The following is a 24,184-nucleotide window of genomic DNA, read 5'->3' on the forward strand; positions in this document are numbered from 1 at the left end:
GGATTTGGCGAAGCGGTAATGAAAAGGATAATACAGGGCCAAGTTTACTATTCAAGAACCTTTCTAGTGGACAGGGTAAGCCTCTCTACCAGAACGGTTGAGAATTGGGTAGATGGTAGAGTTGTGGAGGCGTACGAAACTTGGATTTGCCTTGCCAGCATTCCGCTACCTAGCCGGTACAAAATAGAAGTCTATGAGAATACGGTGCGGAGCCAATATCTGGCGAATGCGTTCAATGAAGATTTTGCGCAATTCACCTCAAAAGTAGCCGCCGCCGGTGTGAACCCATCCAAGCGTGAGGCAAAGGCAAAGGAATGGGCAGTATGGCACCGAATTGCGAAATTGACAGACGCAGCGAACCTGAACCGAATCTCAATAGCCAAGGCTTTTGAAGTTTATCGCTCAATTGGCTTGCCTAAGGCATTAACTAACTATTTCAGCTTCTACAAAAAACTTTGCGACTTCAGGAGAAACCCAGAAGCCGCCATCATAAACGCAAAAACCGGAAAGAAAAGCAACGCAGCTAAGAAAACTGAGCGCCATAATGAGGTGCTGGAGTTGCTCTACTCCCTGCCAAACAAATACAAGGCCCCGGCCATCTGCCAGATGGCAAACGAAATTTTCCGGAAAGAAGGCCTGAAGGAACTTGGCTACGAGTCAGTGAAGAAACACGTGGCAGACGTGCAGTTCCAAGCCCGTACCTACCTGTCCAGGCACGGAGGCAAAGCCCACTCTGACAACCACCGTGCCTACATACCATTTGAGAAGCCTTTGGCGGTGGGGGTACGTGCCGAGATGGACGGTGTGAAACTGCCTTTCAAGGTTTGGGATAAGGAAGGTAAAAAACTTGTGCGGCCCTGGATGTTCGCCATCATAGATACGCATTCCGGCAAGATTACCGGCTGGAGCCTGGATTATTCAGAAACCCGCTGGCTGGTTGTGCAGGCGCTCAAGGCGCAAGCGAAAACTGGTTGGCTGCCAAAAGAAATCTGGACTGACAACTTCAGCGGTAAAGACACCCCGGAATTTGATGACCTGGAGGAAAAAATGAGTGGCCTAGGCTCTGTCATTAAGTATTGCAAGCCTGGGAAATCACAGGAGAAGCCCTACATAGAGCGTTTCTTTGGCACGTTCCAAGACCGTTTCTGCCGTGAATACGGTGATTGGTTAGGTATGGCCATCACCAGCAAAAACCTGAACAACAGACCTAACCCAGACGCGCTCAAAGCCTATACCAAGCAGCACGGTTTCCCCACTATGTTTCAGATAGAGGAACGCATAGAAGCCATGCTGGAGAAATACCACGCTACCTCCTTCAGCGGCAAAGCCACGCCAAACGAACTGTTTGCGGCCTGCCAGGAACCGCAAACCATTTCTATCACAGAGATGGAAATGCCTTACCTCTTCTGGCACAAGACCGCCGTCAAAGTAAACAGAGGTTTACTGAAAATAGAGGTTAACAAGGTGGAGCGGATTTACAAAGCCGGGGTTGAGTTCAACGGACAGAATCTGGTAGTGCGCTATGAGCCTGAAGACCTCTCAGAGGTGTACCTTTTCGCAGATGACGAAGCCGAAACACATCTGGGAGTGCTTCAGCAGCATGGCTTAATCAGCAGGAACACCATAAAGGAAATAGGCACCGCTGACCAGGCAAACCGCAAAGAACGCGCGGCTGAAGAGGCAAAGGCGCTGGCATTGGCCGCGCCGCACATGACCTCCAAGGAGATACTGACAATTGCGGAGGACGAAGAAGAGGATCAGCTGCTTTCATTTGCAATGCTCCCGGAGAAAACAGAAGGCAGGAAACGCGGCAACCCGTTCACCACCCCGGCCACGCTGAAAGTGTGGAACCCCAACGATTTGGACTAAAAGCAAAGTGCCGTTGCTGGCAGGCAACGGCACCTCAATTCAATAACTTAAAACTATTTACAATGGCAAATTTACCGGAAAAACCGACAATCCAAAAGGCGCTGCTTGACTACCGCGCCGAACGCCAATTGGACATTGCAGCCGTGGCCAAACAGGCACGCGTGCGTGTGGACCAACTAGAGAAAATAGAGCGCGGCAATTTTGAGGGAATAGAAGACTACAGACTCATGCGGCTATGGCAGCTAGTAAACCCTGCCGTGTATGATGAACCAGTCATTGAGACTGGCAACTTCAACACGGTCATTAAGGTGTGCAAGGCCGCGCAGGAGCACCAATTGATGGTGGCCCTAATAGGTGACACAGGCCTTGGTAAAACCACCTCTCTGATGGCGTACCGCCGCCGCCCGAACGTGTTTTACGTGCTCTATGAGAAGAGCATGAACCCAAAGGTTTTTTTCATCTCCCTGATGCGTGAAATGGGTATAAACCTTAAAGGCAGCATTAATGACATGGTAAAGCGTGCCGCCCATGAATTAAGCATCCTGGAGAATCCATTGATAGTGATTGATGAAGCTGGCAAGCTGCCTGTCACGCTGTTAATGTATCTGCATGACCTGCGCAACCAAACGCAGAACACCAGCGGAATCCTGTTGGCGGGTATGCCATATTTCAAAGTGAACCTGGAGTCTTGGGTAAGCAAACAGAAAGAGGGCGCTTCAGAGTTCTACCGCCGTGTGCAGTTGTGGCAGGAGCTCCAGCCGCCCACCCGCGCGGAAATCAAGGCCATCTGCATTCTGCATGGCATCACAGACCCCGCCACCGTCAAGAACATGCAGAAGTTCAGGGATTTCGGCAACCTCTCCAATGCCATTTTATTGGAAAAGTTGATGTTGAATCAGTTCTAAAGATAGGGGGTAAATGCATATGACAGTACCAGCTATTTCCCTTAGATGCAGGCTCTCAGAGCTTGCAAGCCTAATCAAAAGCCAACCCAAAAAGCAGAAGCCATGAAAATGAGACCGGAACAGAACCGCAGGCTCCATTTCCTCTTGAATGAGTTGGGCCTTATGGATTACAAAGCAGAACTGGTGGAACAGTACAGTGCCACCAAGGCCACCAGTGCCAAGGAGCTAACGCCACAGGAGGCAAAGGCACTCATTGAGCACCTGGAGCGCAGCAAGGGCAGGCAAGCCAACAGACCGCAAATCCAGCGTACCCCAGCAGAGAAGATGCGCCGCAAGATATTCGCCATCTGCTATACCATTGGTTGGATTGAGGGGGAAAGCCCCGCAGATCGCGCCATGAACAGGGCCAAGATTGACAGTTTCTGCGCACGTAACAGCTACCTGAGAAAACCCCTCAATGACTACACCTTGGATGAACTGCCGAAACTGGTTAGCCAATTTGAGCAGATTCAGAGACACGTTGAGAAAAGCAAACTAAGCAAGGAAGCCGGTCAGGCGGTGCGGGCTGTGCTCGCAGAACTTGGCCTTAACAGATAGACCAAATGAGAATCACTACACTAGCCGAAGAGAAGAAAAAAGCCTTCAAGCTGTACTCAGAGGGAATCACCCAAAAAGAGATAGCAAAAACAGTGGGCGTTACTGAGAAGTCAATTCTGGCTTGGAAGAAACGCTACAATTGGGACAAGAGGCTTAAAGAAGAGGACAGGGACGGTTGCCAGTCAACCTTCTTAGTGCTGTCTGACATTGACCGGGAGGCCATACTGAGCAACCCGTACGCCGCAGACAGCCTGAGCCACGCCATATCCAATATAAACCACAACCTGAAGGTGATACACCAAATCCTAACTGAGAACCAACTTATCCCAAAGCCATGAAAAACAACGATAAAGAACCAATACAAGTGCAGCTTTTTAAGAAGCTTATAGAGAACGATACTGACTTAGAGCACCTGAGCCAAACACTTTCTGATCTTTATTTCGAGTACTCAAGTGCTGTGATTCGTCTGGCACTTGATGGAGACCCTATGGACCCAAGAAGTGTGGACCAGCTATTTTGGTTAAAGGAAATCATACACGTATTAGACCCTAGGGCTTCAATCCAGAGAGAAATTGCAGCCTAAAATATTCCCACGGCCCTTAAAACTCCCTTATCTCACTGCAATGGCATAAAATTGTTATTTTAACCATGTGTTTCCAGCATCTACCCCACCCCGTAAGACTAGGGCAAGGTGTTTAAATAGGAAAAGCCACCCAATTTGGGTGGCTTTTTTTGTTGACGGCAACAACCGGCAACGCACCTGTACAGATATGAAACTACTTCGCATCAAAGGTCTGCATTTGCCACCTAACTGCAAAGCCCATTATTGTATATTTTTGCATTTTACCGTTTACCTTCCATTTAAGTTCTTAGGTCACAATAACGCTTCCACCTACATATATTATTGGTTCTATAGGGTGGGGTAAATGCACTTTAAGCCATTATAAAGTAAGGGATAAATGCTTTATTTCAATTATAACTTATTGTTAGTCAGATTCTTTGTGAATAACTTAAGTTTTATTAAGCGAAAATAAGTTTAATCTTTACACTTCAAGTAAAAATTAACATAAACCAAAGGCAAAACAATGAACAATAATGAGACAAAACCAACAGCAGCCGCTGAGGTGACACCGGAAATGATCGATGCCTGGAAGAAGGCGCACAGCAAGGGAGTGTTCCGCCTGGACGTGGGCGGCAAGGCCGGGTTTTTCCGGGGCGCGAACCGCCATGACCTGAAGTACGCCATGACCCGGATGCAGGCGGGCGGGCCGCTTGACATGGTGGAGGCCATCATGGATGAGACGTGGCTGGGCGGTGACTAGGAGATTCTGAATGACGATGACCTGTACCTGGGCGCTTTGATGCAGATGCAGGATTTACTCAAAGTGCAGACCGCCAAGCTGGAAAAGCTATAGACGGGGCATCGGGTTCCATGGACGCAAACTGGGTAGGCTACATAGACACTATGTTCGCCTACTACCTGCCCGGCGTGGATACCTCGTCTTTGAGTGACGCATGCTGGGCAGAGATGTTTAAACAGCTTATGGACATAAGGAGAAAGGAGAGCAAGAATGGCCAACCTGGTTGAGTTCATAGTAAAGATAAAGGATTTGGCCAGCGGGCCCATGGTGAAGATCGCGGGGGCAGGTGACAAGTCTTTCGGCAAGCTAACGCAGCAGGCCAACGCCTTCACCGCCAAGTTCAACCGGCTTGGTATGTCCATAAGCGACATAGACAAAAAGCTGGACCACCTCCAGAGAACCAGGAGGATGACGGTTGACAGCTCGCAGCTGCGCCGCATCAACTCTGAGATTGACCAGCTGGAGCGGCGCAAGGGCCGTCTGGAGGGCGGCAACTCACGGGGCGGCTTAGGCCTCGGTGGTCTTATGGGCGGCGCTATGGCGCTGGCCGGTGTGGCCGGTCTGGGCGGCATGGTGATCATGGGCATGGAGAAGCAGATGACCGACAAGCGCTTTGAGGTCATGGCCGGGAAAGAGCAGGGCGGCCAACTCTCCAGAAACCTGACGCAGTTCGCAGAGAGCACCATGTACGGCAAGGAGGTTTTCGGGGCCGCGCAGACAATGCTATCCTTCGGGGTTAGCGCAAAGGCGGTCATGCCATCTGTTGAGAAACTAGGTGACATAGCCGGTGGAAACAAAGACCGGCTCCAGAGCCTTGCGCTCGCATTCTCGCAGACGGCGGCCACGGGTCGGCTCATGGGACAGGACCTATTGCAGTTCGTGAACGCGGGCTTCAACCCTTTGCAGGAGATTTCAAAGAGAACCGGCAAGTCCATGGGTGACCTCAAGAAGGAGATGGAGGCCGGGAAAATCAGTTTCCTAGACGTGGCCAACTCCATTGACACGGCCACCGGCAAAGGGGGCAGGTTCTTTGAGATGACCAAGCAGATTGGCGAGACGGCACCGGGCAAGCTGCTTGCCCTGCAGGGAGCAGCGCAGGGCTTGGCGGCCAATTTCGGCTCCAACATGCTAAGCCTTATGGAACCGCTGCTTGATTTCGGACAGTGGCTAGTCAGCACGCCGGGAATGGTGAACGGGCTCACCGCCGCCATAGGTGCCCTCACCGCTGGAATAGGCATCTATAATATAGTTACCAAGTGGGCCACTGTCTCTGCGTGGCTTATGAACCTTGCCCTTATGTGGCCGGTCATTCTCATTGCGGCCATAGTGGGCGGTATAGTCATGCTGGTATCAAAGTACCAGGGCTGGGGTGACGCCATGAAAGCCCTTTGGACGGTGATCAAGCTTTGGGTTTCTAACGTGGGAATCGCCTTCAAGGACTTCTTTCAGGAGATAGGTTTCAAGCTAGAGCTATTCGTGCTACGCATCAAAGAGAGTTTTCAGTTCATAGGCGGCACCATCCAGAACTTCATCACGGCCATGAAGCTGGCCGCTCAGATGGATTTCGCCGGTGCCAAGAAAGCATTGGGCGCAAAGGTCACCACCACGGCCACAGCGGAGATTGAGGCGCTGGAGCGTACCCGTGGCACGCAGCGGGCCAAGAACCTCTCTGACTTCATGTCCAACATGAACACGGCTCGCAACATTGACATCTTGGGTAAGCTCAAGCCACGCAACGCAAAAGCGGCCAAAGGCGCAACGGCCACGGGCGGCGGCTTTCTGAATTCTTTCGGGGGCGCGGGCACCGGCACCGGTAAGGGAGCCCCGGCATCGTTGGGCGAGACGGCCAGCGGCATCACGGGCGGCGGGGTACGCACCATGAACATCAACATCGGCAAGATGGTAGAGAAGATTGAAGTACATTCCAGCAATCTCAGTGAGGGTCTGAATGACATTGAGCAGAAAGTAATGGAGGCTTTTCTGAGAGTCACCAACTCAGCCGCCGGTGCCTTGAATTAGCGGCCTGTGCGCCACTTGAATTTTAAACAGTACAAAGGCCCGCCAAACCAGAGATAATCGAATAGCGGGCAATTTGAAAAGGTTTTGAAAACAGTTAAAGTCAATCATTAACAAACTAAAGTATGGAACCAGTATTTATTGAGAAAGACCAAAGAAGAATAGAAGAGGAAATTGACAGACTTGATAGCGCGGTATCATTTCTCCAGGAGCTTTATGATGCTCTGAAGGCTATAGGAGTTACAGCATCATTACAAGAGCTTGGCTTAGTTACTCAGAGGCTATCTAATGCAAACCCAAAAACAGAATTCCTTTTGGATTTTGTCACGAACAAACTTGCTGACAAAGCAAACCAGCCTAACTTCAACGGTGTGCCTATAAAACGGGCAATGGTGCTTGAGATGGTTGATGTGCCTGACCTTACGCCAGTGGTGAATGTAGTGAAGGAGCATGGTGTATGGCAGAGTGGCGGTCAGGGCTTCAGGGTCAACCTTCTAACGTTGGTGAAGTAAGTTGTTGCAAAGGCCCCGGATGCAGAAGATAAACTGGAGGAGGAGTTCACCTATTACAGTAAGAATGATAGAGGGGCACTCCTTGCTACGCATTTAGTCAATGTGTGCAATGCACTCAACAGCTGGAATGAGTTAAATATAAGGTAGTGGTTTACAATGTATGATGCTTTGATTTTTGGTTGTTTCGGTAGTTGAACATTAGGTTTAAGCTCGCATCATGGTTCTCCTTTTTCTTGGAGAAGCAGGTCGTTTTCCTGACCAGCCTCCTGTTCCTGGCCCTGAGGCAGGTATTTACCCCTTCTATATTTTTTGTGTAAGCCTTGCCCACCTTGTGTTTCTCTGTAGGTATCACCTGGGCGAAGGCTCTCCAATGGTCGGTGCAGTATTCTCCAATGTGTGCTTTCTCCAGCTTCTTGAGCAGCTTCCTCACAGTTGCTGCGCTCCTGGGGCCGCAACTGTAAGCCAAAACCTCATCCGTCTCGGGGCAGTAGGCATACAAAAGCCAGTACTTCCCTTTCCTGCGCCTGCCCACGTAGCTCCAGACCTCGTCTATCTGCACCGACTCGTAGCAGCGCCGCGCCGGTGCGATGCTGAGTCGGCTGCCTTGCCGGCACAGGTTGTCCAGTATGCACTTGCGGCTCACCCCCAGCAGCGCCTCTATGTCGCGGATGCCGTTGTTGCGCTCCAAAAGCCGCACCATTAGCTGCTTTGTGGCCGGATCGGCGCCTTTGTACTGGTACGTGGCCTGGAACTGCTTTCTGCAGCTGTGGCATAGCAGGTTCTGGGCACCGTTCTTTTTCTTTCCGTTTTTTACTACCTTACTGCTCTGGCAGTGGGGACAGTTTATTTTGATGAGGACTTCGAACATTCCATCATCTTAAACAACTCACTGTCAGCTTTTATCCCATCATACTTTCTAAACCACTACCAAATATAAATGGTTGGGAGCTCAAAGGGTATCATAATGGTGAAATGATTCCCGGTGTACTATATAGGAATACTATTTTTGTTCCTTCACTTAACTTTATAAGGAAGCAGGAGGCTTTGGGATAAAAAAGAGTGTTCACCCAATTGTTTCAATTATAAATTTAGGTTAGAAATGTATGCGTGGCCGCGAAGTGCTCTATGACCAAGTGTTTCCTACCTCTGTTAACTTAGGCGAACGGGTCAAGGGACAGCGGCACACACAGACTGATAGAAGGGATGAAGATTTAACTTACCGTTATTATTATTGGGGCCACTTGAAAAGGAAGCGTTATGATGACTCTCTCGCTGAACTTGAAAAGGAGTTCTATATAACTGCCGCTGTGGTTGTGCAACGCCTTGACAAAAAGAGAGATTTATTAAAAGATTTGGTGGCCAGGAAAGCACTACCTAGAGAACTAAAAAAGCGCCTGCCACATTTTGACTGGCAGCTTGACAAATGATAAAAGGGGGCATATGTCCCCTTTTATCATTTGCACCATTGGGTTATAACAAATACTTCGCTTTTGGAGCATACAAAATAGGTATTCTGGAAAAATCTTTAAACAGTCAACGTTTTGAAAATCTGAAGGAAGAGCAACATCCAGACTATCTATGAAAATATTTAAAATTTTAACTGAAATATTTTAGATTGACTATTATTCATTTACATATTGGTTTGCTAAAAAAATTGGCAACATTGAGCCTTTGCCCTAACTTAGCACTCAAGTATTCTCTAAAAATATATTTTTCTGTTCGCAGAAATAGCTATGGAAGCTTTATTCGACACCTATAACATTTTAACATCTAAGGTCCAAAATGGAATATCTTTATCTATTGACCAGATAGGAAAATTTGCAAGTGAACTAGGCTGGAACCCGAGCTATTTTGAAAAGCCTACACTTGAAGATTTTGCCAATGGACATATTATTGTAGAACATGGCTTAGAAAATACTGCTGTCCTGTCCTTTCTAAATATTGAATTTGAAGAATTATCAACAATTCAACAAAGGCTACTGATTAATATTTCATACAATAATTTAGTTGATTGGCACATTGTCGTAGATAGAAACTATATCAACTACATATATAATAGGAGTTTGCCTGGAGCAAGCGTTATAAGTAGGAATAAGCTTGATTCAAAATTTAATGATTTAAGGAGTGAGGCCTTTGATAAAGTTAGGGGAAAAAAGCCATCTCCAAATCTTCCACCGCTTGATGATGCACTAATTGACACAATTTCATACTGGAAAAGAAACTTAGCTTCTTTAACAAATTACAGTGTTACAAATGGAGAAATATCTTCATTATTTAATACCATATTCTTTATTAGAGCTTTAGAAGATACAAAAAAAAGGTATGACAAAGATTCCATAGGTGATAAAATACTTATGGATGAATTTAATTTATTGACCTTATCACAGCCAGATAATTTTAATATAACGTATTTATTAAAGCATGTAATTAAAAAACTGGATTATGGCGAAGTCCCTGAGGATATTGTAAATTTTGACACTTTGAAAGTGTTCAATGAGTTGCCGAAAAGAGATGTGCAATTTTTAATCCGTGATTTTTATATTAACAAAGTAGCTGATTTATATACATATGATTTTTCAATAATGTCTAAACATGCCTTTAGTAGAATATATGAAAGGTATGTGTCAATTCTAAAAATAGAAGAAACTCCTCAAACTTCATTATGGCCAGTAGTAGCAGAGGAATTAAATAAAGCGACAGGAACTGTTTATACACCTCAATATATTGCTCGCTTCTTTGCTAAATATTTACAAAGCCAACTTCCTGTTTCTAAGTTTTTAAATTTAAAAACTTTGGAACCCGCAATTGGCTCTGGAATTTTTATCCGTACTCTTTTGGAGCTACAATGGGAAGCATTTGACGGCCAATTAGAAGAAAATATTTATAGAAATAATTTTGAAAACTTATTAGGCCTAGATATTGACGAGAATGCTTGCCAAGCAACACGGCTTTCTATTTCGCTTCTTCATTTATTAGCATTTAATAAATTCCCAAGTAAGCTAAATATTTTAAACAAAGAGTCTGTTGATTATTTTATGACATCGAATCATAATAACGAATTTGATGTCATAATATCTAATCCACCTTTTGTTCAATTCAATAGCTTAGATGAAGAAAATAAGAATAAATTAAAAAATTATCTAGGGCCCTTGTATAGAGGAAAGCCAGATTTGTATTTTGCATTCTTAAAGTTAGCAATAGAAGCCCTTAAACCCGGAGGGTACGCAGCCTTTGTTTTGCCCCACAGTTTTTTGGTAACTGATGGAGCCAAATTATTGAGAAAATACTTAGCTGAAAATGTTATTATTAAATTTTGGGCTGACCTTTCTTCAATTGGAGTATTTGGTAACACTGGAGTTTATGTAACGCTTTTAATTTTTCAGAAAAAGCATCCGCACTCCAGCCGTGAAACAAATAATGTTACGATATTAAAATGCAATAGAAACGTAGGTAAAGCTTTGGAAGATGTGCTAAATTGTAATTTTGTTGAGCAAAAAAATTATAGCATCTATCAAGTTGAGCAGGATATATTTCAAAGGGACCAATGGTTTGTTTTATCGAAGTTTGAATATTCTTTAAATAAAAGACTTGAGACATTTAGAAAGCTAGATGAGTTTCTTGACATAAAACAAGGCTTTAATTCTGGCGGCGATGAAGTGTTTATAAGAGATGTAGTAGATATACCTGCCAATGAGTTGTCTATTTATATTCCGCATGTTCGGGATCGTGAGATGGAAACCTATACTCTTCCTGAGGTAATAACAAAGTATTTTTTCTACCCTTTTGTGAATGGTCAAAAAGTAGATCAAGAATATATAATGAAAAATTTCCCAGCTACTTGGGACTATCTATTAAGCAAAAGAGCTATTCTTTCCAAAACAAAAAAAGAAGAGAAGAATTGGTGGTTTCCATCCAGAACTAGAGACCCAAAAGATTTGCTTCAGCCTAAAGTTATTGGGCCACATCTTGCAGTAATGCCAAGATATTCTCTAGATATAAATGGGGCAGTAGGTGTATCAAGAAGCCCCTATTTTACGCTCAAAAAACAGTATACTGATATAAATTTACTATATTATTTTCTAGGAGTACTAAATTCTAGCCCGTGCTTTTGGTATATAAGCAGCCATTCACATAAATATGGCAGTGGGTACACGATGGTTGAGGTTAAGACATTAGTAAAAACTCCTGTGCCAGACCCTACAACATCTGATTCTAACTTAGTTATCAAGTTGATAAATCTTGTTAGGAAAAGGATAAATGCCAAATCAAGCGATTATTATGAGATTGAGAGAAGTATTGATATGCTTGTTTGTAAATTGTATAATTTAAGTGATGAAGACATGAAAGGGCTATTTGGCGCAACTTTAAATGTATAGAATAGAAAGAGATATAAATAATTTGGCAACCTATAGACCAGACGAAATTAGGAAGCTTATAAACACTATTCAACCTAGAACAGACATTGTTTACGTAAATACATTTTCAGTTTTTGGCAGTCCGACTTATGCTGTGAAGGGACCTTCCTCATTTGGAGATGATTATACTAAATGGAGATTTCCGACCCTGGCTACAGTTGTAGAAGCAACTTATAATGAGGTTTGGAAACCGAAAGAAAAGAATATTTATTATTTGGATCAGGCAAATCTCAACCTTTATGTCTTAGAGGAAACTGGTACAGATATAGAAGATAAGGAATATGTTTTTCTTCATTGTGAACCTAACACAGGTACTAATATTAAAAATTATCCTTATAAGCAAAGCCCACACCTTCACATCAAACATGCGCTTGAACCTATACCTCATGCGCACATTGCATTGAATCTTACAGATTTGAGCAACACCCTAGACTCCTGTGATAACCTAAACACTGCTTTTTTAGAAGCAACTGTATTACTCAGAAATGAATTCATATTGCCATTAATGTAGAAAGGCTTTTAGATTTCAGTAAAGTAATATTATACAAAAGTCACCTAAATTTTAAAATCACTTCAAACTGGATTTTCATTGTAGAAACAGCGAGACTTTTTTGTGTTAAAAGTTTAACATTTTAAAATACCTCTCATTGCCGTTTTTAATTACCGTTTACAAATTCGGAATGAAGCTTATCCTAAAGGCCAAATCACGGAAACTTAGGGTACTTGGAGAAATCTGGTTTGCGCTTCTCCAGGAACGCATTTTTCCCTTCCTTGGCTTCGTCAGATAAATAATACAGCAAGGTAGCGTCACCGGCTAATTGTTGAATTCCTGACTGGCCGTCCAGCTCGGCGTTGAACGAGGCTTTTAGCATACGCAAAGCCAGCGGGCTTTTCTCCAGGATTTTGCCGCACCATTCCACGGTGGTTTCCTCTAGTTGCTCCAAGGGCACTACTTTGTTCACCAAGCCCATGTCCAGGGCTTCCTGCGCGTTGTATTGGTCGCAGAGGTACCAGATTTCGCGGGCTTTCTTCTGGCCAACCACACGCGCCAGATAACTCGCCCCGAAGCCGCCGTCAAACGAACCTACCTTCGGTCCGGTCTGCCCGAAACGGGCGTTCTCCGCGGCGATGCTCAAATCACAGACCACGTGCAACACGTGCCCGCCGCCAATGGCCCAGCCGGCCACCATGGCAATCACAGGCTTGGGGATGCGTCTGATTTGCATCTGTAAATCCAGCACATTCAGGCGCGGAACGGTGTCTTCGCCAATGTAGCCGCCATGGCCGCGCACGCTTTGGTCGCCGCCCGAGCAGAAGGCTTTTCCGCCCTCGCCGGTCAAGATGATCACGCCAATGTCAGAATTGTCACGGCAGATGTTCATGGCGTCAATCATCTCGGCCACGGTGCGCGGCGTGAACGCGTTGTGCACCTGCGGCCGGTTAATGCTGATTTTGGCGATGCCGTTGTAAAACTGGAACAGAATCTCTTTGTATTCCTTAATGGTATTCCAAGCGAATTTACTTTCCATAGGGTAGGTTTTATAAAACAGGCTTCCGCCCGATTTTCAATAGTAATTCTACTACAAACGTACGATGCATACCAGTTTTCTACTGCACCGACGCAAAAGTATTTAACCGGAAGGTCATTTCGCAAATAAAACAAGGGGCTTTGCCTTTCTGTTTTAGGCTTCATTTCTAAAAACGAGGCCAAAAACGCAAACTGGTTTACCCCAGCCGAATTCCCTGCACCGCTTTTCGGTACTGCGCAAACACGTCATAATTTTCGGGGCTGCTGGTTTCCACCTCAATCAATTGCGGCCCCGCCGAGGCATCAAAAAACGATGCCAACGCTTGGGCAAGAGCAGCTTCGTCTTTCACCAAGGTATACGCCAAGCCCATGTCCTCGGCAGTTTTTTGGGCGGTCTGGCGCTGGTCGGTTTCAAAGAAAGGCCTGAGTTCCGGTTGACTTCTGGGACCTTCAATCATCCTGAAAATGCCGCCGCCATGGTTGTTCAGCACCACTATCCTGAGGTTCTGGGGAAGGTAATTGTGCCAAAGCGCGTTCCGGTCATAGAGAAAGGCCATGTCGCCGGTTACCAAGGTCACTAGTTTGTCTGTGCTCAACGCTGACCCCACGGCCGTGCTGGTGCTGCCGTCAATGCCGCTGGTGCCCCGGTTGGCGAACACCTCCACGCCTCCATTTTCGGCTACGCCGATAAGATTGGCGTAGCGAACAGTCATGCTGTTGGCCAAATGCAATAAGCTGTTTGTTGGCAAATTCCTCAACACCTGGTAACAGGCTTTAAACTCTGAAAACGGACTTTCTTCCTGAAAACTGTTCAATACAGCCTTCCCCTGATGGTTCAACGAATGCCAGGCCTGGGTAAAAGCTGGGTTTATTTGAACACTGTCCAGTTGATTTAACCTCGTGAAAAATTCTTGCGGCTGGGTTCTGATGATGCGCGTGAGTTTCTGGAACGTATCTGCCACCATGCCGGCGGGCTGCACGTGCCAATGCGCCATTCCTTCCTGCTGCCGCAAAAACAGTTTCAGGTTCTTGGAGATTAGCGATTTATGGAACGTAATCAGCAAATCTGGTTTTAAAGTTGGTTCAGTTTGCAGATGCTTGGCGCCCAGAAAGACATCATGGTAATTGATGGTCTCGCCTTCGGATTGCTGGTTGCTGATGGTGTCTGCCACAAATACGGCTCCGGTGACGCGGCAGAAATTCTGGATGGATTGATGAAGCGCTTCGTCCTTTTTTCCTTGACCGGCAACCACCAGCACCCGCTTGTACTGCTTAAGTTCTGCCGTCAAGGTCAGCCAAACCTCGGTCGTGAAGCCGAAAGAAGAAGGCATTTCGGCAATAATTTTCACATCAGAAGCATAAGCAAACACCTCTCCTTCCTCGGGATAAAAAGGTTCGCGCAGCGGAATGTTGAGGTGCACGGGGCCTTCGGGGAAAGCGTAGGCTTCGTTCAGGGCTTCGTTGACCAGGCGGGCCGCGTGCCATTGCGAATCTGGGTGCGTGGCATCCACCGGGAAGTCCAGGCTCCGCTTCACGTGGCCACCGTAAATGTGGCTCTGCCGAATGGTCTGTCCGTCCAGCTGGTCAATCCATTCTGGCGGACGGTCGGCGGTCAGCACCAGCAGCGGAATGTTCTGGTAAAAGGCCTCGGCCACGGCGGGCGCGTAGTTATAGGCCGCGGTGCCCGAGGTACAGACCAGCACCACCGGTTTGCCCGTCTGCTGGGCCATGCCCAGGCCAATAAAGGCGGCGCTGCGTTCATCTGGCACGGTGCGCACCCGCAGCTGTGGGTGACGGGCAAAGGCCAGCGTGAGCGGCGCGCAGCGTGAGCCCGGCGAAAGCACCACATCTTGCACGCCTTTGCGGGCGCAGATTTCGGCTATGTCAATAACGGCTTGTAGAATCATGATTCAGAGGCTTGGAAAAGGCGCAGCACGGTCTGCATTTTGAGTTCGGTCTCCTGCCACTCTTTGGCGGGATTGGAGTCGGCGGTCATGCCCGCGCCGGCGTAGGCGGTCACGGTGTCCTTTCCTACTTCGGCGCAGCGCAGGTTCACAAACAGATTGGTCTCCTGCCCTATTTGCACCGGCCCCAGAAACCCGCTGTAATAGCGTCGGTTATGCTGCTCCAGTTCGTTAATCATCTTTAAGGCGGCGGCTTTGGGCATTCCGCCCACGGCGGAAGTGGGGTGCAACAACTCCAGCATCTGCGTGCCCAGGTTCGGGAACCCGACTTCCTCCATGGCGGCACTGTACTCGGTTTTAAGATGCAATAAGTTTCCGGCGGCGATGGTTCTGGGGCCCATCTCCACGTAATCGCGCAGGCGCAGGTGTTTAAAACAGCTGATGATGTAGCGTTGCACCAAGGACTGTTCCTCAATTTCCTTCTGTCGCCAAATGGCATCGGCGGGCGTGAGGCCCTCGGTGATGGGTTGTGTGCCGGCCAGAGCCACGGTCCTGAACACGTGGTGGCGGTCAATCTGCACCAACACTTCAGGCGTTGCGCCCAGCCACGTGCCAATACCTGGAATGGCCACCAATGAGACGAAGGCCGTGGGGTACAAGTTGGTCAACTGCAAAAAGGCCTGCAACAAGTCAAAACCCTCAAACAGCGGCAGCGTTTTGGTTCTGGACAGCACTACTTTCTCCAGACAGCCCGCCTGCATGGCATTCACCGCGGTGGCTACCGTCTGCTCAAATACATCTCGTTGAATGGCAGAAACAGAACCAATTGGATGTTGTGGCCAAGTTTGCAAAGATTGCGCGTTCTGTTTTTGGCTTCGTTTCTGAAAGTGAGCCCAAAAACGCTCTGGAAATTCTGTGGCGCTAACATCTATTTTTTCATCGGCTTTGCCGCAAAAGTAAATATCCGCTGGCAGGAACTTGACAGGCGAAGTTTCAGAAACCTGGAACGGGTGAAAAGCGAAGCCTTTAGTTGGGCCTTCAAGCGGCGGTAAAGTGTTCTGTGTTTTCTTGCTTACTAAAACCTGAATATGCTGGGTATTGGGCAACCGCCACAGGACAGCTGGGAGTTCAGTTTCAACGGCTGCCTGAAACAAAGAAAACGCGGTTTCCTGAAGCGAAAAGCCTTTGGTGAGGTGGGTGATGTAAGCAGAAATATCGTCGGGCATTGAGTTTAACGTTGGCCAACTGCCTTTTTTTGGCAGATGTTTTTTGACGTGGTGTGTTGCTACTGCATCAGTTACTGATGAACTATAATTTCCTCACGCGTCATTTCAACTAAATCATGGTGTTTAAATAACTTCTGAAGCAAGGTAAGGTTCTTTTCAAATAAAGAAAGTAAACCTTGGTTTTTCATATTTCCGGTCTTAAGCAAAAGCAACTTGGGCGGCTCCTTTTTGATTATGAAGGACTTCAGAAAGTCAGAATCTTTGGTGATGACAACCCTGTCCTGTTCTTTTGCCAAACGGGCAATCAAGCCGTCTTTTGTGGCATTCCTTTCAGGCAAATCAAGAGTGTGAAGAGTATTGAAACCTTGGTTCTCAAGTAACGCAGAAAGACTTTTAGGCAGTTGGGCATCTACCAGAAACTTCATGACGCAATGCGATAGACTCCTTTCACTTGCACCAGTTTAGCGGCATATTGCAGACAGGCCAAAAAATCTTCGCGCACTAAGTCTGGATAGTCTTCCAGCAATTCTTCAATGGTCATACCGCCTGCCAAAAGCTCCAGCATGTTCTCCACCGGGTAACGCAAGCCCCTAATGGTAGGTTTGCCATGGCAGATGTCCGGGTCAATTGTAATGCGGTTGATGAGTTCTTCTTGCATGGCTTCACTTTTTTAAGGATGCTACTGAAAATCTATTTCACTCTATCCAAAACGGCCATGGTAATGCGGCTCAGGCACACCAAATCACCGGCCTCTGAGGTGATACGTATTTCCCAGACTTGGGTGCGGCGACCAATGTGCACCGCGCTGGCTTTGCCGTAGACAAACCCGCTGCGCACGCTCTTGATGTGGTTGGCGTTGATTTCCAGTCCTACGCAATATTGCTTCTCCAAATCCAGGAACATGGTGGCGGCCACGCTGCCCAAGGTTTCGGCCAGGGCTACGGAGGCGCCGCCGTGCAGCAGGCCCATAGGCTGGTGAGTGCGGTGGTCAACGGGCATGCGGCCAATCAGAAAATCATCGCCAATCTCTGTGTATTCCATCCCTAAGTGCTCGCCTAACGTATTCTTGTTCCAGGCGTTGAGTTGCTCTAGGGTGAGTTCGCGGCGTTTTTTCATGGGTAGTATTGGGAATAATGGCCTATCTTGGGCCGCAAATTAGCGTAAAATTGAGCCTCAAAAAAATATACCTTATCCGGCACGGCCAAACCGACCTCAACCTGCAAGGCATTGTGCAAGGCAGCGGCGTGGACGCCCCCTTAAATGACACCGGTCTTTGGCAGGCCGACAAATTCTTTCAGGCGTACCGGCACGTGAAATTCGATAAAATCTACACCTCGGCGCTTCAGCGCAGCGTGCAGAGCGTGGAGCAATTTATTGACCTGGGCATCCCCTATGAGCAGCACGCCGGCCTGAACGAAATCTGCTGGGGCACCCGCGAAGGCACCAAAATCACCCCCGAGGAAGACGCCTATTACTACAACATGCTGGAACGCTGGCAACAAGGCGAAACCCACGTGCCCATAGAAGGCGGCGAAAGCCCGGAACAGGTGGCCGAGCGCCAGAAAGACGTGCTGGATTTGATCCTGTCCAGGCCCGAGGAGGAAACCATCTTAATATGCATGCATGGCCGCGCCATGCGCATCCTCTTGGCCTGGCTTTTGAACTACCCGCTGTACCAGATGGACCAGTTCACCCACCAGAACCTCTGCCTCTATGAGCTGAACCACACCGGCTCCATGTTTTGGGTAGAACGCTTTGCCGATGTCTCACATTTAGCCTGAGAATAACACCAACCTTTCCGTTTTTGGGCTCATTTCTTGAAATGAAGGCAAAAACGTGCGCACATTCTCTTGCCGCGCTATTTGTATAAGAGCAATTTTGACCCTATTTTTGAAGCCTTAAACCCGCGCAACAAACTATGGCCGAAATCATACGAATGCCCAAGATGAGTGACACTATGACCGAGGGAGTCATTGCCTCATGGTTAAAGAAAGTTGGTGACTCTGTGAAATCTGGGGACGTTCTTGCTGAAGTGGAAACCGACAAGGCGACCATGGAATTGGAATCATACGAAGACGGAACTCTACTCCATATTGGACCGCAAGCCGGCGAATCTGTGCCCGTAGACGGCGTTCTAGCCATTATCGGCAAGCAGGGCGAAGACATCTCTGGCCTTTTATCTGGCGCTAACGGTGGCACTGCTGCCCCAGAGGCCGCTGCCCCTAAAGCAGACGAAGCCCCTAAAGCCGAAGCCAAACCAGAAGCAGCCCCAGCCGCTGCTCCTTCAGCGCCTGCCGCCAAGGTATACGCTGAGGTCATCAAAATGCCCAAAATGAGCGACACCATGCAGGAAGGCACCATTGTGGCCTGGCATAAAAAGGTGGGCGACAAAGTGAAATCCGGTGACCTTCTGGCCGAGGTGGAAACCGACAAAGCCACCATGGAGCTGGAGTCTTACGAAGACGGCACCCTGTTGTACATTGGCGTGGAAGCCGGTGCCTCTGTAGCCGTAGACGGAATTCTGGCCATCATCGGCGAAGCCGGTGCCGATTACCAGGCGTTATTAAATGGCGGCTCCTCTTCTGGCGGAAACGCCAACCCCGCTGAAGCCAAATCACAAGAAGAAGCCACCCGCTTAGAAGAACATAAAACCGAAGCCCAGTCCCAGTCCGGTGACGGCGTGAACCAGGCTGCCGGTGCTCCGGTACCAGGCCAAGGCACGCAAACGGCTAGTGCACCTGCCAACCAAGGCAGACTGTTAGCTTCACCGTTGGCCAAGAAAGTTGCCCAGGAAAAAGGCATCAGCCTGGCAGACGTGAAAGGTTCCGGCGAAAACGGACGTATTGTGCTGCGTGACGTGGAGAACTTCACCCCTGGCGCGGCCGCTCCTAAAGCTGCCCAGCTACAAGCTGCTGCCCCACAAGTTTCTGCTCCAGCCCAGTCTGGCGAAGCCTACACTGAGGTTCCAGTATCACAGATGCGCAAGGTTATTGCCCGCCGTCTGTCTGAGAGCTTGTTTACCGCGCCGCACTTCTTCCTGACCATGGAAATTGACATGGACAAAGCCATGGAAGCCCGCGTGGCCATGAACGAGGTTGCCCCGGTGAAAGTCTCCTTCAATGACATGGTGATCAAAGCCGCCGCCGCTGCCCTTCGCAAGCACCCAGCCGTGAATTCTTCCTGGTTAGGCGATAAAATTCGCTACAACAACGTGGTGAACATTGGCGTAGCCGTAGCCGTGGAAGATGGTCTGCTGGTGCCCGTGGTTCGCAACGCTGATCAAAAGTCCCTCTCCACCATTTCTGCCGAAGTGAAAGACCTGGGCGGCAAAGCCAAGTCTAAGAAACTACAGCCAAGTGATTGGGAAGGCAGCACGTTCACCATTTCCAACCTAGGCATGTTCGGCATTGAGGAATTCACCGCCATCATCAACCCACCAGACGCCTGTATTTTGGCTGTGGGTGGTATCAAAGAAACCCCAGTGGTGAAAAACGGACAGATCCAGATTGGCAACGTGATGAAAGTAACCCTTTCCTGCGACCACCGCGTGGTAGACGGCGCCGTTGGCTCTGCGTTCCTGCAGACCCTGAAAGCGTTCCTGGAGAACCCGGTAACCATGCTGGTTTAATTGCTGCTTGTTATTTGCTGATTGTTTTTAGTTAAACGATTCATAACGAAAGCGCCGCTGGAAAAATCCAGCGGCGCTTTTGCGTTTTCGGCTTCATTTCTGGAAACGGATCCAAAAACGGAAATCAAAATCTGTAGAGACCAGGCACTGCCTTGTCTCTCACGCATGCTAAATCGTACCGTCAAAATTTCTAAATATTCTTTTAAAAGCGTCTGCTGGAATTTAAAATTCTGGGAACGATTGAGACAAGGCAGTGTCTGGTCTCTACAATTGAAATTCCTCCTGTTTTCGGGCTCATTTCCAGAAATGAGCCCGAAAACAGAAAAGCCGCTCCAGTTTCCTGAAGCGGCTTTCTTTTGAAAAAAGGGATATACTAAAACTTAAACCGCACGAAGGCTTCCATGGCTTCATAATCTGCCAGGCCCAGGCGGTCATAACGGCGGGCGGTGTCAGAGTTGCGCTCCTGGGCGCGTACCCAGAACTCGCGCTCATCGTCACCCGGGAATACGGGGCGGTCTTTCTGGCTTTGGTGCTTGAAGATGGCGTTGCGCTTGCGTTCCACTTCCTGCGGCGACAACGGAACGGCCATTTCAATCTCATGGGTCTCAAACTCGTGCCAGGCACCGCGGTACATCCAGAGCCAGCAATCATTCACCCAGGTTTCTCCTTGGTCACGCAGCCTGCGCAGGGCCTCAATGATGATGTTGAAGCAGACAATGTGCGTGCCGTGCGGGTCTTCAAAATCGCCGGCGGCGAAAACCTGGTGCGGCTGTATTTTTTGCAACAGCGCCATGGTCAGTTGAATGTCTTCATCAGTGACCGGGTTTTTCTTGGTCTTGCCAGATTCATAGAAAGGAAGCGCCTGGAAATGGATGTGGTCATCTTCCAGCCCCGCGTAACGGGCGCCGGCAATGGCCTCACTCTTTCTGATGAAGGCTTTCACGTTCTGAATCTCGGGCGAATCTACCTGGTTGGGCTCCTTGTGCTCAATGAAGGCGCGCATGTCTTCGTAAATGCCTTTGAGCTTGCTATTGTCATCGCCAATGCTGCCTTTGAAGTCAATCGCGAATTCCATGTAGCGCAGCACGTCATCGTCCCAGACGGCGGTATTGCCCGAGGTCTGGTACGCCACGTGCACGTCATGCCCCTGGTCCACCAACCTGATAAAGGTACCGCCCATGGAGATCACGTCATCATCTGGGTGCGGGGAAAAAATGATAGAGCGTTTTTTCTCCGGCAGGGCTCTTTCCGGGCGCTGCGAATCGTCTGCGTTGGGTTTTCCGCCGGGCCAGCCGGTGATGGTGCGCTGCAGTTTGTTGAAAACGTCTATGTTAATGTTATAGGCCGGGCCGCGGTCCACGGCCAGCTGGGCCATGCCGTTGTTGTTGTAATCTTCCTCGGTGAGTTTTAAGATAGGTTTCTTCACTTCGCAAGAAAGCCAGATCACCGCTTTTTTGGTCATTTGCTCGTCCCAAACGCAGTCACGGGTAAGCCATGGTGTGTCAAAACGAGTGAGTTCTGAGGCCGCATCCTGGTCCAGAATGAACTCCACGTTGTCAGACAGTTGCAGATAGGTGGCAGGAACTTCACTGGAAATCTCGCCTTCCACCGCTTTCTTGATGATGGAGGCTTTTTTTCCGTTCCAGGCCATCAACACAATCTCGCGGGCCTTAAAGATGGTGCCAATACCCATGGTGATGGCTTTGGTAGGCACATTCTCCTTACCCCCGAAGTCACGGGAGGCATCACGGCGGGTCAAATCATCCAGGGTCACCAGACGCGTACCGGAGTTGGGCGCAGAGCCCGGTTCGTTGAAACCAATGTGACCGGTACGGCCAATCCCCAGCACCTGAAAATCCAGTCCGCCCAATTCCTCAATCTTGCGTTCGTAGTTCAGGCAGAAGGCCGGAATCTCTTCCAGGGGCAGAGTACCATCTGGAATGTTGATGTTCTGGCGCTCAATGTCTATGTGGTCAAACAGGTTTTCGTTCATGAACGTCACGTAGCTCTGCTTGGCCGTGGGTTGCATGGGGTAGTATTCATCCAGGTTGAAGGTGACCACGTTTTTAAAACTCAGGCCTTCCTCTTTGTGCAGCCGCACCAATTCTTCATACACGCCCACCGGGGTGGCACCCGTGGCCAGACCCAACACGGTGGTCTCCCCTTTTTGCTGCTTGCCCTTGATCAGCGCCGCAATACGGTGCGCCACCGTTTTGGAGGCAATGTGCTGGTCTGGGTAAACGGTTACCGGGAGCTTCTCAAATCTGGTTTCTTCTAAGAGGTTTAATCGACTCATAGTGGATGGTTGGCTATTGGATATCGTGAACTAGCAAAGGTAAAAAGACAAACCAAAGGTCAAATCCTTTGGACACAAACTTTTTTATTTTTTTTACAAAGTCTGAAATTCCTTTTACTTCCGCAAAGATTTCGGGCTACTTATTTATCAACAAAGAACCAGCCAGCGCGTTTGAGAGAAGTCCAGTCACCACTAAGGGCGGGGCGATGTTCAATCAAGAAAGAATTCGTACTTTCGCGGCTGCGTTGGGCCGTGGGCCGAACAGGAAAAAGACAGAGACAATGGTAAAAATACGTTCAACTACCGTTTTAGGCATTTACCACAACGGCGAGGTGGCCGTGGGTGCCGACGGACAGGCCACCATGGATAAATACATAGCCAAAAGCAACGTGCGCAAGATACGCAAGCTGCAAGACGGCAAGATTGTGACGGGCTTTGCCGGTTCCACCGCCGATGCCTTCACCCTGCTGGAGCGCTTTGAGGAAAAGCTGGGCGCCTATAGCAACAACATGAAACGCGCGGCCATTGAATTGGCCAAAGACTGGCGCAAAGACCAGTACCTACGCAAGTTGGAGGCTATGATGGTGGTCGCCAACAAAGAAGAGCTGCTGATCATCTCCGGCACCGGCGATGTGCTGGAGCCAGACTATCAGATAGCGGCCATCGGCTCAGGAAGTACGTATGCGCAGGCTGCCGCCCTTGCCCTGAAAAAGCACGCGCCGCACCTCACCGCCGAGGAAATGGTGCGTGAGGCTTTGACCATTGCCGCCGACATCTGCATCTACACCAACCACAATTTCATCATTGAAAAACCGAACTAACCGTCAGGTTAGGGTGTTTGAATTCGGCTGAACAAAAGACGTAAGCCAGGAGTATTTAAAGCATAAACTACAGAAAGAAGAATGAAGGTAACCCAATTCCTGAAAGATCACTACAAGCACTTCAACGCCGCCGCTTTGATTGACGCCGCCGAAGGCTACAAAGCCCATTTGAACAATGGCGGCAAAATGATGATTACCCTGGCCGGCGCCATGAGTACCGCTGAGCTGGGCATTATTCTGGCCGAGATGATCAGGGAAGATAAAGTGCAGGCCATTACCTGTACCGGCGCCAACCTGGAGGAAGATATTTTCAACCTGGTGGCCCATGATTTCTACGAGCGCATTCCCAATTACCGTGACCTTACGCCCCAAGATGAAGTGGCGCTCCTGAACCGCCACATGAACCGTGTGACTGATACCTGTATTCCGGAGGAAGAGGCCATGCGCCGCCTGGAGCACAGCGTCTTGAAATACTGGCAGAAAGCCGACCAAGCCGGTGAAGCCTATTTCCCGCACCAGTTCTTCTATCAGATTCTGTTATCTGGTGAGTTGGAGCAGTATTACCAGATTGACCCTAAAAACAGCTGGATGCTGGAAGCGGCTAAGAAAAACCTGCCCATCTTTGTACCGGGCTGGGAAGATTCTACCTTGGGCAACATCTTTACGGGCCACGTGATCAGCGGCGATGTAAAAAACGTGCACACCGTTAAAACCGGAATCCAGTACATGATGGAACTGGCCTCATGGTATACCGAGACCGCCAAAGAAGACTCTACTATTGGTTTCTTCCAGATTGGCGGCGGTATTGCGGGTGACTTCCCTATCTGCGTGGTGCCTATGCTGCACCAGGATCTGCAGCGCACGGGCGTTCCGTTGTGGGGCTATTTCGCGCAGATTTCAGACTCTACCACCAGCTACGGTTCTTACTCCGGCGCGGTACCGAACGAGAAAATCACCTGGGGCAAACTGGGCATTGACACGCCAAAGTTCGTGATTGAGTCAGACGCTACCATTGTGGCACCGTTGATCTTCGCGATTGTGCTGGACAAATAAGCCAGTCTTATCCTAAAGCCGTTTTTGGCTTCTAAATCTGAAATGCGGGCCAA

The 24,184-nt window shown here is 48.6% G+C and carries 24 protein-coding genes; 15 read left to right on the forward strand and 9 right to left on the reverse strand.

The features are described from left to right. Positions 1-18 precede the first annotated feature (18 nt). From IMY23_RS05930 to IMY23_RS05965, 8 genes are all read left to right on the forward strand, one after another. Positions 19-1,869: a Mu transposase C-terminal domain-containing protein gene (locus IMY23_RS05930; protein WP_192821203.1), complete on the forward strand. Its 1,851-nt coding sequence runs from the start codon at positions 19-21 to the stop codon at positions 1,867-1,869. A gap of 62 nt (positions 1,870-1,931) precedes the next feature. After that, the gene (locus IMY23_RS05935) at positions 1,932-2,774 is read left to right on the forward strand and encodes an AAA family ATPase (RefSeq protein WP_192821204.1); all 843 of its coding nucleotides are present in this window, start codon (positions 1,932-1,934) and stop codon (positions 2,772-2,774) included. A 102-nt stretch (positions 2,775-2,876) separates the two neighbouring features. Continuing rightward, a complete protein-coding gene (locus tag IMY23_RS05940) occupies positions 2,877-3,371 on the forward strand; it encodes a phage protein GemA/Gp16 family protein (protein WP_192821205.1) in 495 nt (164 codons plus the stop codon). Between the two features lie 5 nt (positions 3,372-3,376). Next, positions 3,377-3,709, forward strand: coding sequence for a helix-turn-helix domain-containing protein (locus IMY23_RS05945; RefSeq protein WP_192821206.1), 333 nt, complete (start codon positions 3,377-3,379; stop codon positions 3,707-3,709). Further along, positions 3,706-3,954, forward strand: coding sequence for a hypothetical protein (locus tag IMY23_RS05950; protein ID WP_192821207.1), 249 nt, complete (start codon positions 3,706-3,708; stop codon positions 3,952-3,954). The genes IMY23_RS05945 and IMY23_RS05950 overlap by 4 nt, the downstream gene beginning before the upstream one ends. A 502-nt stretch (positions 3,955-4,456) precedes the next feature. After that, a complete protein-coding gene (locus IMY23_RS05955; protein WP_192821208.1) occupies positions 4,457-4,693 on the forward strand; it encodes a hypothetical protein in 237 nt (78 codons plus the stop codon). Positions 4,694-4,942: 249 nt separating this feature from the next. Continuing rightward, complete coding sequence (locus IMY23_RS05960; RefSeq protein WP_192821209.1) at positions 4,943-6,751, forward strand: tape measure protein; 1,809 nt, start codon at positions 4,943-4,945, stop codon at positions 6,749-6,751. Between the two features lie 122 nt (positions 6,752-6,873). Then, positions 6,874-7,260, forward strand: coding sequence for a hypothetical protein (locus IMY23_RS05965; RefSeq protein WP_192821210.1), 387 nt, complete (start codon positions 6,874-6,876; stop codon positions 7,258-7,260). Between the two features lie 151 nt (positions 7,261-7,411). On the opposite strand, the gene IMY23_RS05970 is transcribed toward IMY23_RS05965, so the two are convergent. Continuing rightward, positions 7,412-8,128, reverse strand: a complete 717-nt coding sequence (locus IMY23_RS05970) for an IS1 family transposase (protein ID WP_192820093.1) — start codon at positions 8,126-8,128, stop codon at positions 7,412-7,414. A gap of 235 nt (positions 8,129-8,363) precedes the next feature. Between IMY23_RS05970 and IMY23_RS05975 the strand changes: the two genes are divergently transcribed. The 3 genes from IMY23_RS05975 (at position 8,364) to IMY23_RS05985 (ending at position 12,186) form a co-directional block, all read left to right on the forward strand. Next, positions 8,364-8,687: a hypothetical protein gene (locus IMY23_RS05975; RefSeq protein WP_192821211.1), complete on the forward strand. Its 324-nt coding sequence runs from the start codon at positions 8,364-8,366 to the stop codon at positions 8,685-8,687. 306 nt (positions 8,688-8,993) lie between these two features. Then, positions 8,994-11,636 carry an N-6 DNA methylase gene (locus IMY23_RS05980; protein WP_192821212.1) on the forward strand — a complete coding sequence of 881 codons (2,643 nt, stop codon included), beginning with the start codon at positions 8,994-8,996 and terminating at the stop codon, positions 11,634-11,636. Then, complete coding sequence (locus tag IMY23_RS05985; protein WP_192821213.1) at positions 11,629-12,186, forward strand: hypothetical protein; 558 nt, start codon at positions 11,629-11,631, stop codon at positions 12,184-12,186. The genes IMY23_RS05980 and IMY23_RS05985 overlap by 8 nt, the downstream gene beginning before the upstream one ends. A gap of 193 nt (positions 12,187-12,379) precedes the next feature. On the opposite strand, the gene menB is transcribed toward IMY23_RS05985, so the two are convergent. The 6 genes from menB to IMY23_RS06015 all read right to left on the reverse strand — a co-directional run bounded on the left by menB (position 12,380) and on the right by IMY23_RS06015 (position 17,449). Further along, a complete protein-coding gene (menB, locus tag IMY23_RS05990; RefSeq protein WP_192821214.1) occupies positions 12,380-13,204 on the reverse strand; it encodes a 1,4-dihydroxy-2-naphthoyl-CoA synthase in 825 nt (274 codons plus the stop codon). A gap of 196 nt (positions 13,205-13,400) precedes the next feature. Continuing rightward, the gene (gene menD / locus IMY23_RS05995) at positions 13,401-15,110 is read right to left on the reverse strand and encodes a 2-succinyl-5-enolpyruvyl-6-hydroxy-3-cyclohexene-1-carboxylic-acid synthase (RefSeq protein ID WP_192821215.1); all 1,710 of its coding nucleotides are present in this window, start codon (positions 15,108-15,110) and stop codon (positions 13,401-13,403) included. After that, on the reverse strand, positions 15,107-16,333 hold the full coding sequence (locus IMY23_RS06000; protein WP_192821216.1) for a chorismate-binding protein: 1,227 nt from the start codon (positions 16,331-16,333) through the stop codon (positions 15,107-15,109). The genes menD and IMY23_RS06000 overlap by 4 nt, the downstream gene beginning before the upstream one ends. Positions 16,334-16,404: 71 nt before the next feature. Then, complete coding sequence (locus IMY23_RS06005) at positions 16,405-16,758, reverse strand: DUF5615 family PIN-like protein (protein ID WP_192821217.1); 354 nt, start codon at positions 16,756-16,758, stop codon at positions 16,405-16,407. Beyond that, positions 16,755-16,991 (reverse strand): DUF433 domain-containing protein, encoded by a 237-nt coding sequence (locus IMY23_RS06010; protein WP_192821218.1) that lies wholly within the window; start codon positions 16,989-16,991, stop codon positions 16,755-16,757. The genes IMY23_RS06005 and IMY23_RS06010 overlap by 4 nt, the downstream gene beginning before the upstream one ends. Positions 16,992-17,023: 32 nt before the next feature. Continuing rightward, positions 17,024-17,449, reverse strand: a complete 426-nt coding sequence (locus tag IMY23_RS06015) for a hotdog fold thioesterase (protein ID WP_192821219.1) — start codon at positions 17,447-17,449, stop codon at positions 17,024-17,026. A gap of 50 nt (positions 17,450-17,499) precedes the next feature. On the opposite strand from IMY23_RS06015, the gene IMY23_RS06020 reads away from it, so the two are divergent. Together IMY23_RS06020 and IMY23_RS06025 are read left to right on the forward strand one after the other, a co-directional pair. Then, entirely contained in the window at positions 17,500-18,114 is a 615-nt protein-coding gene (locus tag IMY23_RS06020) for a histidine phosphatase family protein (RefSeq protein ID WP_192821220.1), read from the forward strand. 137 nt (positions 18,115-18,251) lie between these two features. Continuing rightward, positions 18,252-19,961: a pyruvate dehydrogenase complex dihydrolipoamide acetyltransferase gene (locus IMY23_RS06025; RefSeq protein WP_192821221.1), complete on the forward strand. Its 1,710-nt coding sequence runs from the start codon at positions 18,252-18,254 to the stop codon at positions 19,959-19,961. On the opposite strand, the gene IMY23_RS06030 is transcribed toward IMY23_RS06025, so the two are convergent. Next, positions 19,958-20,128, reverse strand: a complete 171-nt coding sequence (locus IMY23_RS06030; RefSeq protein ID WP_192821222.1) for a hypothetical protein — start codon at positions 20,126-20,128, stop codon at positions 19,958-19,960. The genes IMY23_RS06025 and IMY23_RS06030 overlap by 4 nt on opposite strands. Positions 20,129-20,334: 206 nt before the next feature. Next, a complete protein-coding gene (gene nagB, locus IMY23_RS06035; protein WP_370589902.1) occupies positions 20,335-22,281 on the reverse strand; it encodes a glucosamine-6-phosphate deaminase in 1,947 nt (648 codons plus the stop codon). Positions 22,282-22,538: 257 nt separating this feature from the next. Between nagB and hslV the strand changes: the two genes are divergently transcribed. Both hslV and IMY23_RS06045 read left to right on the forward strand, forming a co-directional pair. Beyond that, positions 22,539-23,078, forward strand: coding sequence for an ATP-dependent protease subunit HslV (gene hslV / locus IMY23_RS06040; RefSeq protein WP_192821224.1), 540 nt, complete (start codon positions 22,539-22,541; stop codon positions 23,076-23,078). Between the two features lie 81 nt (positions 23,079-23,159). Further along, positions 23,160-24,131: a deoxyhypusine synthase family protein gene (locus IMY23_RS06045; RefSeq protein WP_192821225.1), complete on the forward strand. Its 972-nt coding sequence runs from the start codon at positions 23,160-23,162 to the stop codon at positions 24,129-24,131. The last annotated feature ends 53 nt before the right edge of the window (positions 24,132-24,184 follow it).

It is taken from the genome of Rufibacter sp. LB8, assembly GCF_014876185.1.
In the GTDB taxonomy this organism is placed as follows: domain Bacteria; phylum Bacteroidota; class Bacteroidia; order Cytophagales; family Hymenobacteraceae; genus Nibribacter.

What these genes read in the sequence shown, in the direction of transcription:
- IMY23_RS05985 (WP_192821213.1), top strand. Translation starts at nt 11,629, where the DNA reads ATGTATAGAATAGAAAGAGATATAAATAATTTGGCAACCTATAGACCA.
- IMY23_RS06030 (WP_192821222.1), bottom strand. Translation starts at nt 20,128, where the DNA reads ATGCGTGAGAGACAAGGCAGTGCCTGGTCTCTACAGATTTTGATTTCC.
- IMY23_RS05935 (WP_192821204.1), top strand. Translation starts at nt 1,932, where the DNA reads ATGGCAAATTTACCGGAAAAACCGACAATCCAAAAGGCGCTGCTTGAC.
- IMY23_RS05950 (WP_192821207.1), top strand. Translation starts at nt 3,706, where the DNA reads ATGAAAAACAACGATAAAGAACCAATACAAGTGCAGCTTTTTAAGAAG.
- IMY23_RS05930 (WP_192821203.1), top strand. Translation starts at nt 19, where the DNA reads ATGAAAAGGATAATACAGGGCCAAGTTTACTATTCAAGAACCTTTCTA.
- hslV (WP_192821224.1), top strand. Translation starts at nt 22,539, where the DNA reads ATGGTAAAAATACGTTCAACTACCGTTTTAGGCATTTACCACAACGGC.
- IMY23_RS05970 (WP_192820093.1), bottom strand. Translation starts at nt 8,128, where the DNA reads ATGTTCGAAGTCCTCATCAAAATAAACTGTCCCCACTGCCAGAGCAGT.
- IMY23_RS05980 (WP_192821212.1), top strand. Translation starts at nt 8,994, where the DNA reads ATGGAAGCTTTATTCGACACCTATAACATTTTAACATCTAAGGTCCAA.
- menD (WP_192821215.1), bottom strand. Translation starts at nt 15,110, where the DNA reads ATGATTCTACAAGCCGTTATTGACATAGCCGAAATCTGCGCCCGCAAA.
- IMY23_RS06025 (WP_192821221.1), top strand. Translation starts at nt 18,252, where the DNA reads ATGGCCGAAATCATACGAATGCCCAAGATGAGTGACACTATGACCGAG.
- IMY23_RS05945 (WP_192821206.1), top strand. Translation starts at nt 3,377, where the DNA reads ATGAGAATCACTACACTAGCCGAAGAGAAGAAAAAAGCCTTCAAGCTG.
- IMY23_RS06000 (WP_192821216.1), bottom strand. Translation starts at nt 16,333, where the DNA reads ATGCCCGACGATATTTCTGCTTACATCACCCACCTCACCAAAGGCTTT.
- IMY23_RS05955 (WP_192821208.1), top strand. Translation starts at nt 4,457, where the DNA reads ATGAACAATAATGAGACAAAACCAACAGCAGCCGCTGAGGTGACACCG.
- IMY23_RS05940 (WP_192821205.1), top strand. Translation starts at nt 2,877, where the DNA reads ATGAAAATGAGACCGGAACAGAACCGCAGGCTCCATTTCCTCTTGAAT.
- IMY23_RS05975 (WP_192821211.1), top strand. Translation starts at nt 8,364, where the DNA reads ATGCGTGGCCGCGAAGTGCTCTATGACCAAGTGTTTCCTACCTCTGTT.
- IMY23_RS05960 (WP_192821209.1), top strand. Translation starts at nt 4,943, where the DNA reads ATGGCCAACCTGGTTGAGTTCATAGTAAAGATAAAGGATTTGGCCAGC.
- IMY23_RS05965 (WP_192821210.1), top strand. Translation starts at nt 6,874, where the DNA reads ATGGAACCAGTATTTATTGAGAAAGACCAAAGAAGAATAGAAGAGGAA.
- IMY23_RS06010 (WP_192821218.1), bottom strand. Translation starts at nt 16,991, where the DNA reads ATGCAAGAAGAACTCATCAACCGCATTACAATTGACCCGGACATCTGC.
- IMY23_RS06005 (WP_192821217.1), bottom strand. Translation starts at nt 16,758, where the DNA reads ATGAAGTTTCTGGTAGATGCCCAACTGCCTAAAAGTCTTTCTGCGTTA.
- IMY23_RS06045 (WP_192821225.1), top strand. Translation starts at nt 23,160, where the DNA reads ATGAAGGTAACCCAATTCCTGAAAGATCACTACAAGCACTTCAACGCC.
- IMY23_RS06015 (WP_192821219.1), bottom strand. Translation starts at nt 17,449, where the DNA reads ATGAAAAAACGCCGCGAACTCACCCTAGAGCAACTCAACGCCTGGAAC.
- menB (WP_192821214.1), bottom strand. Translation starts at nt 13,204, where the DNA reads ATGGAAAGTAAATTCGCTTGGAATACCATTAAGGAATACAAAGAGATT.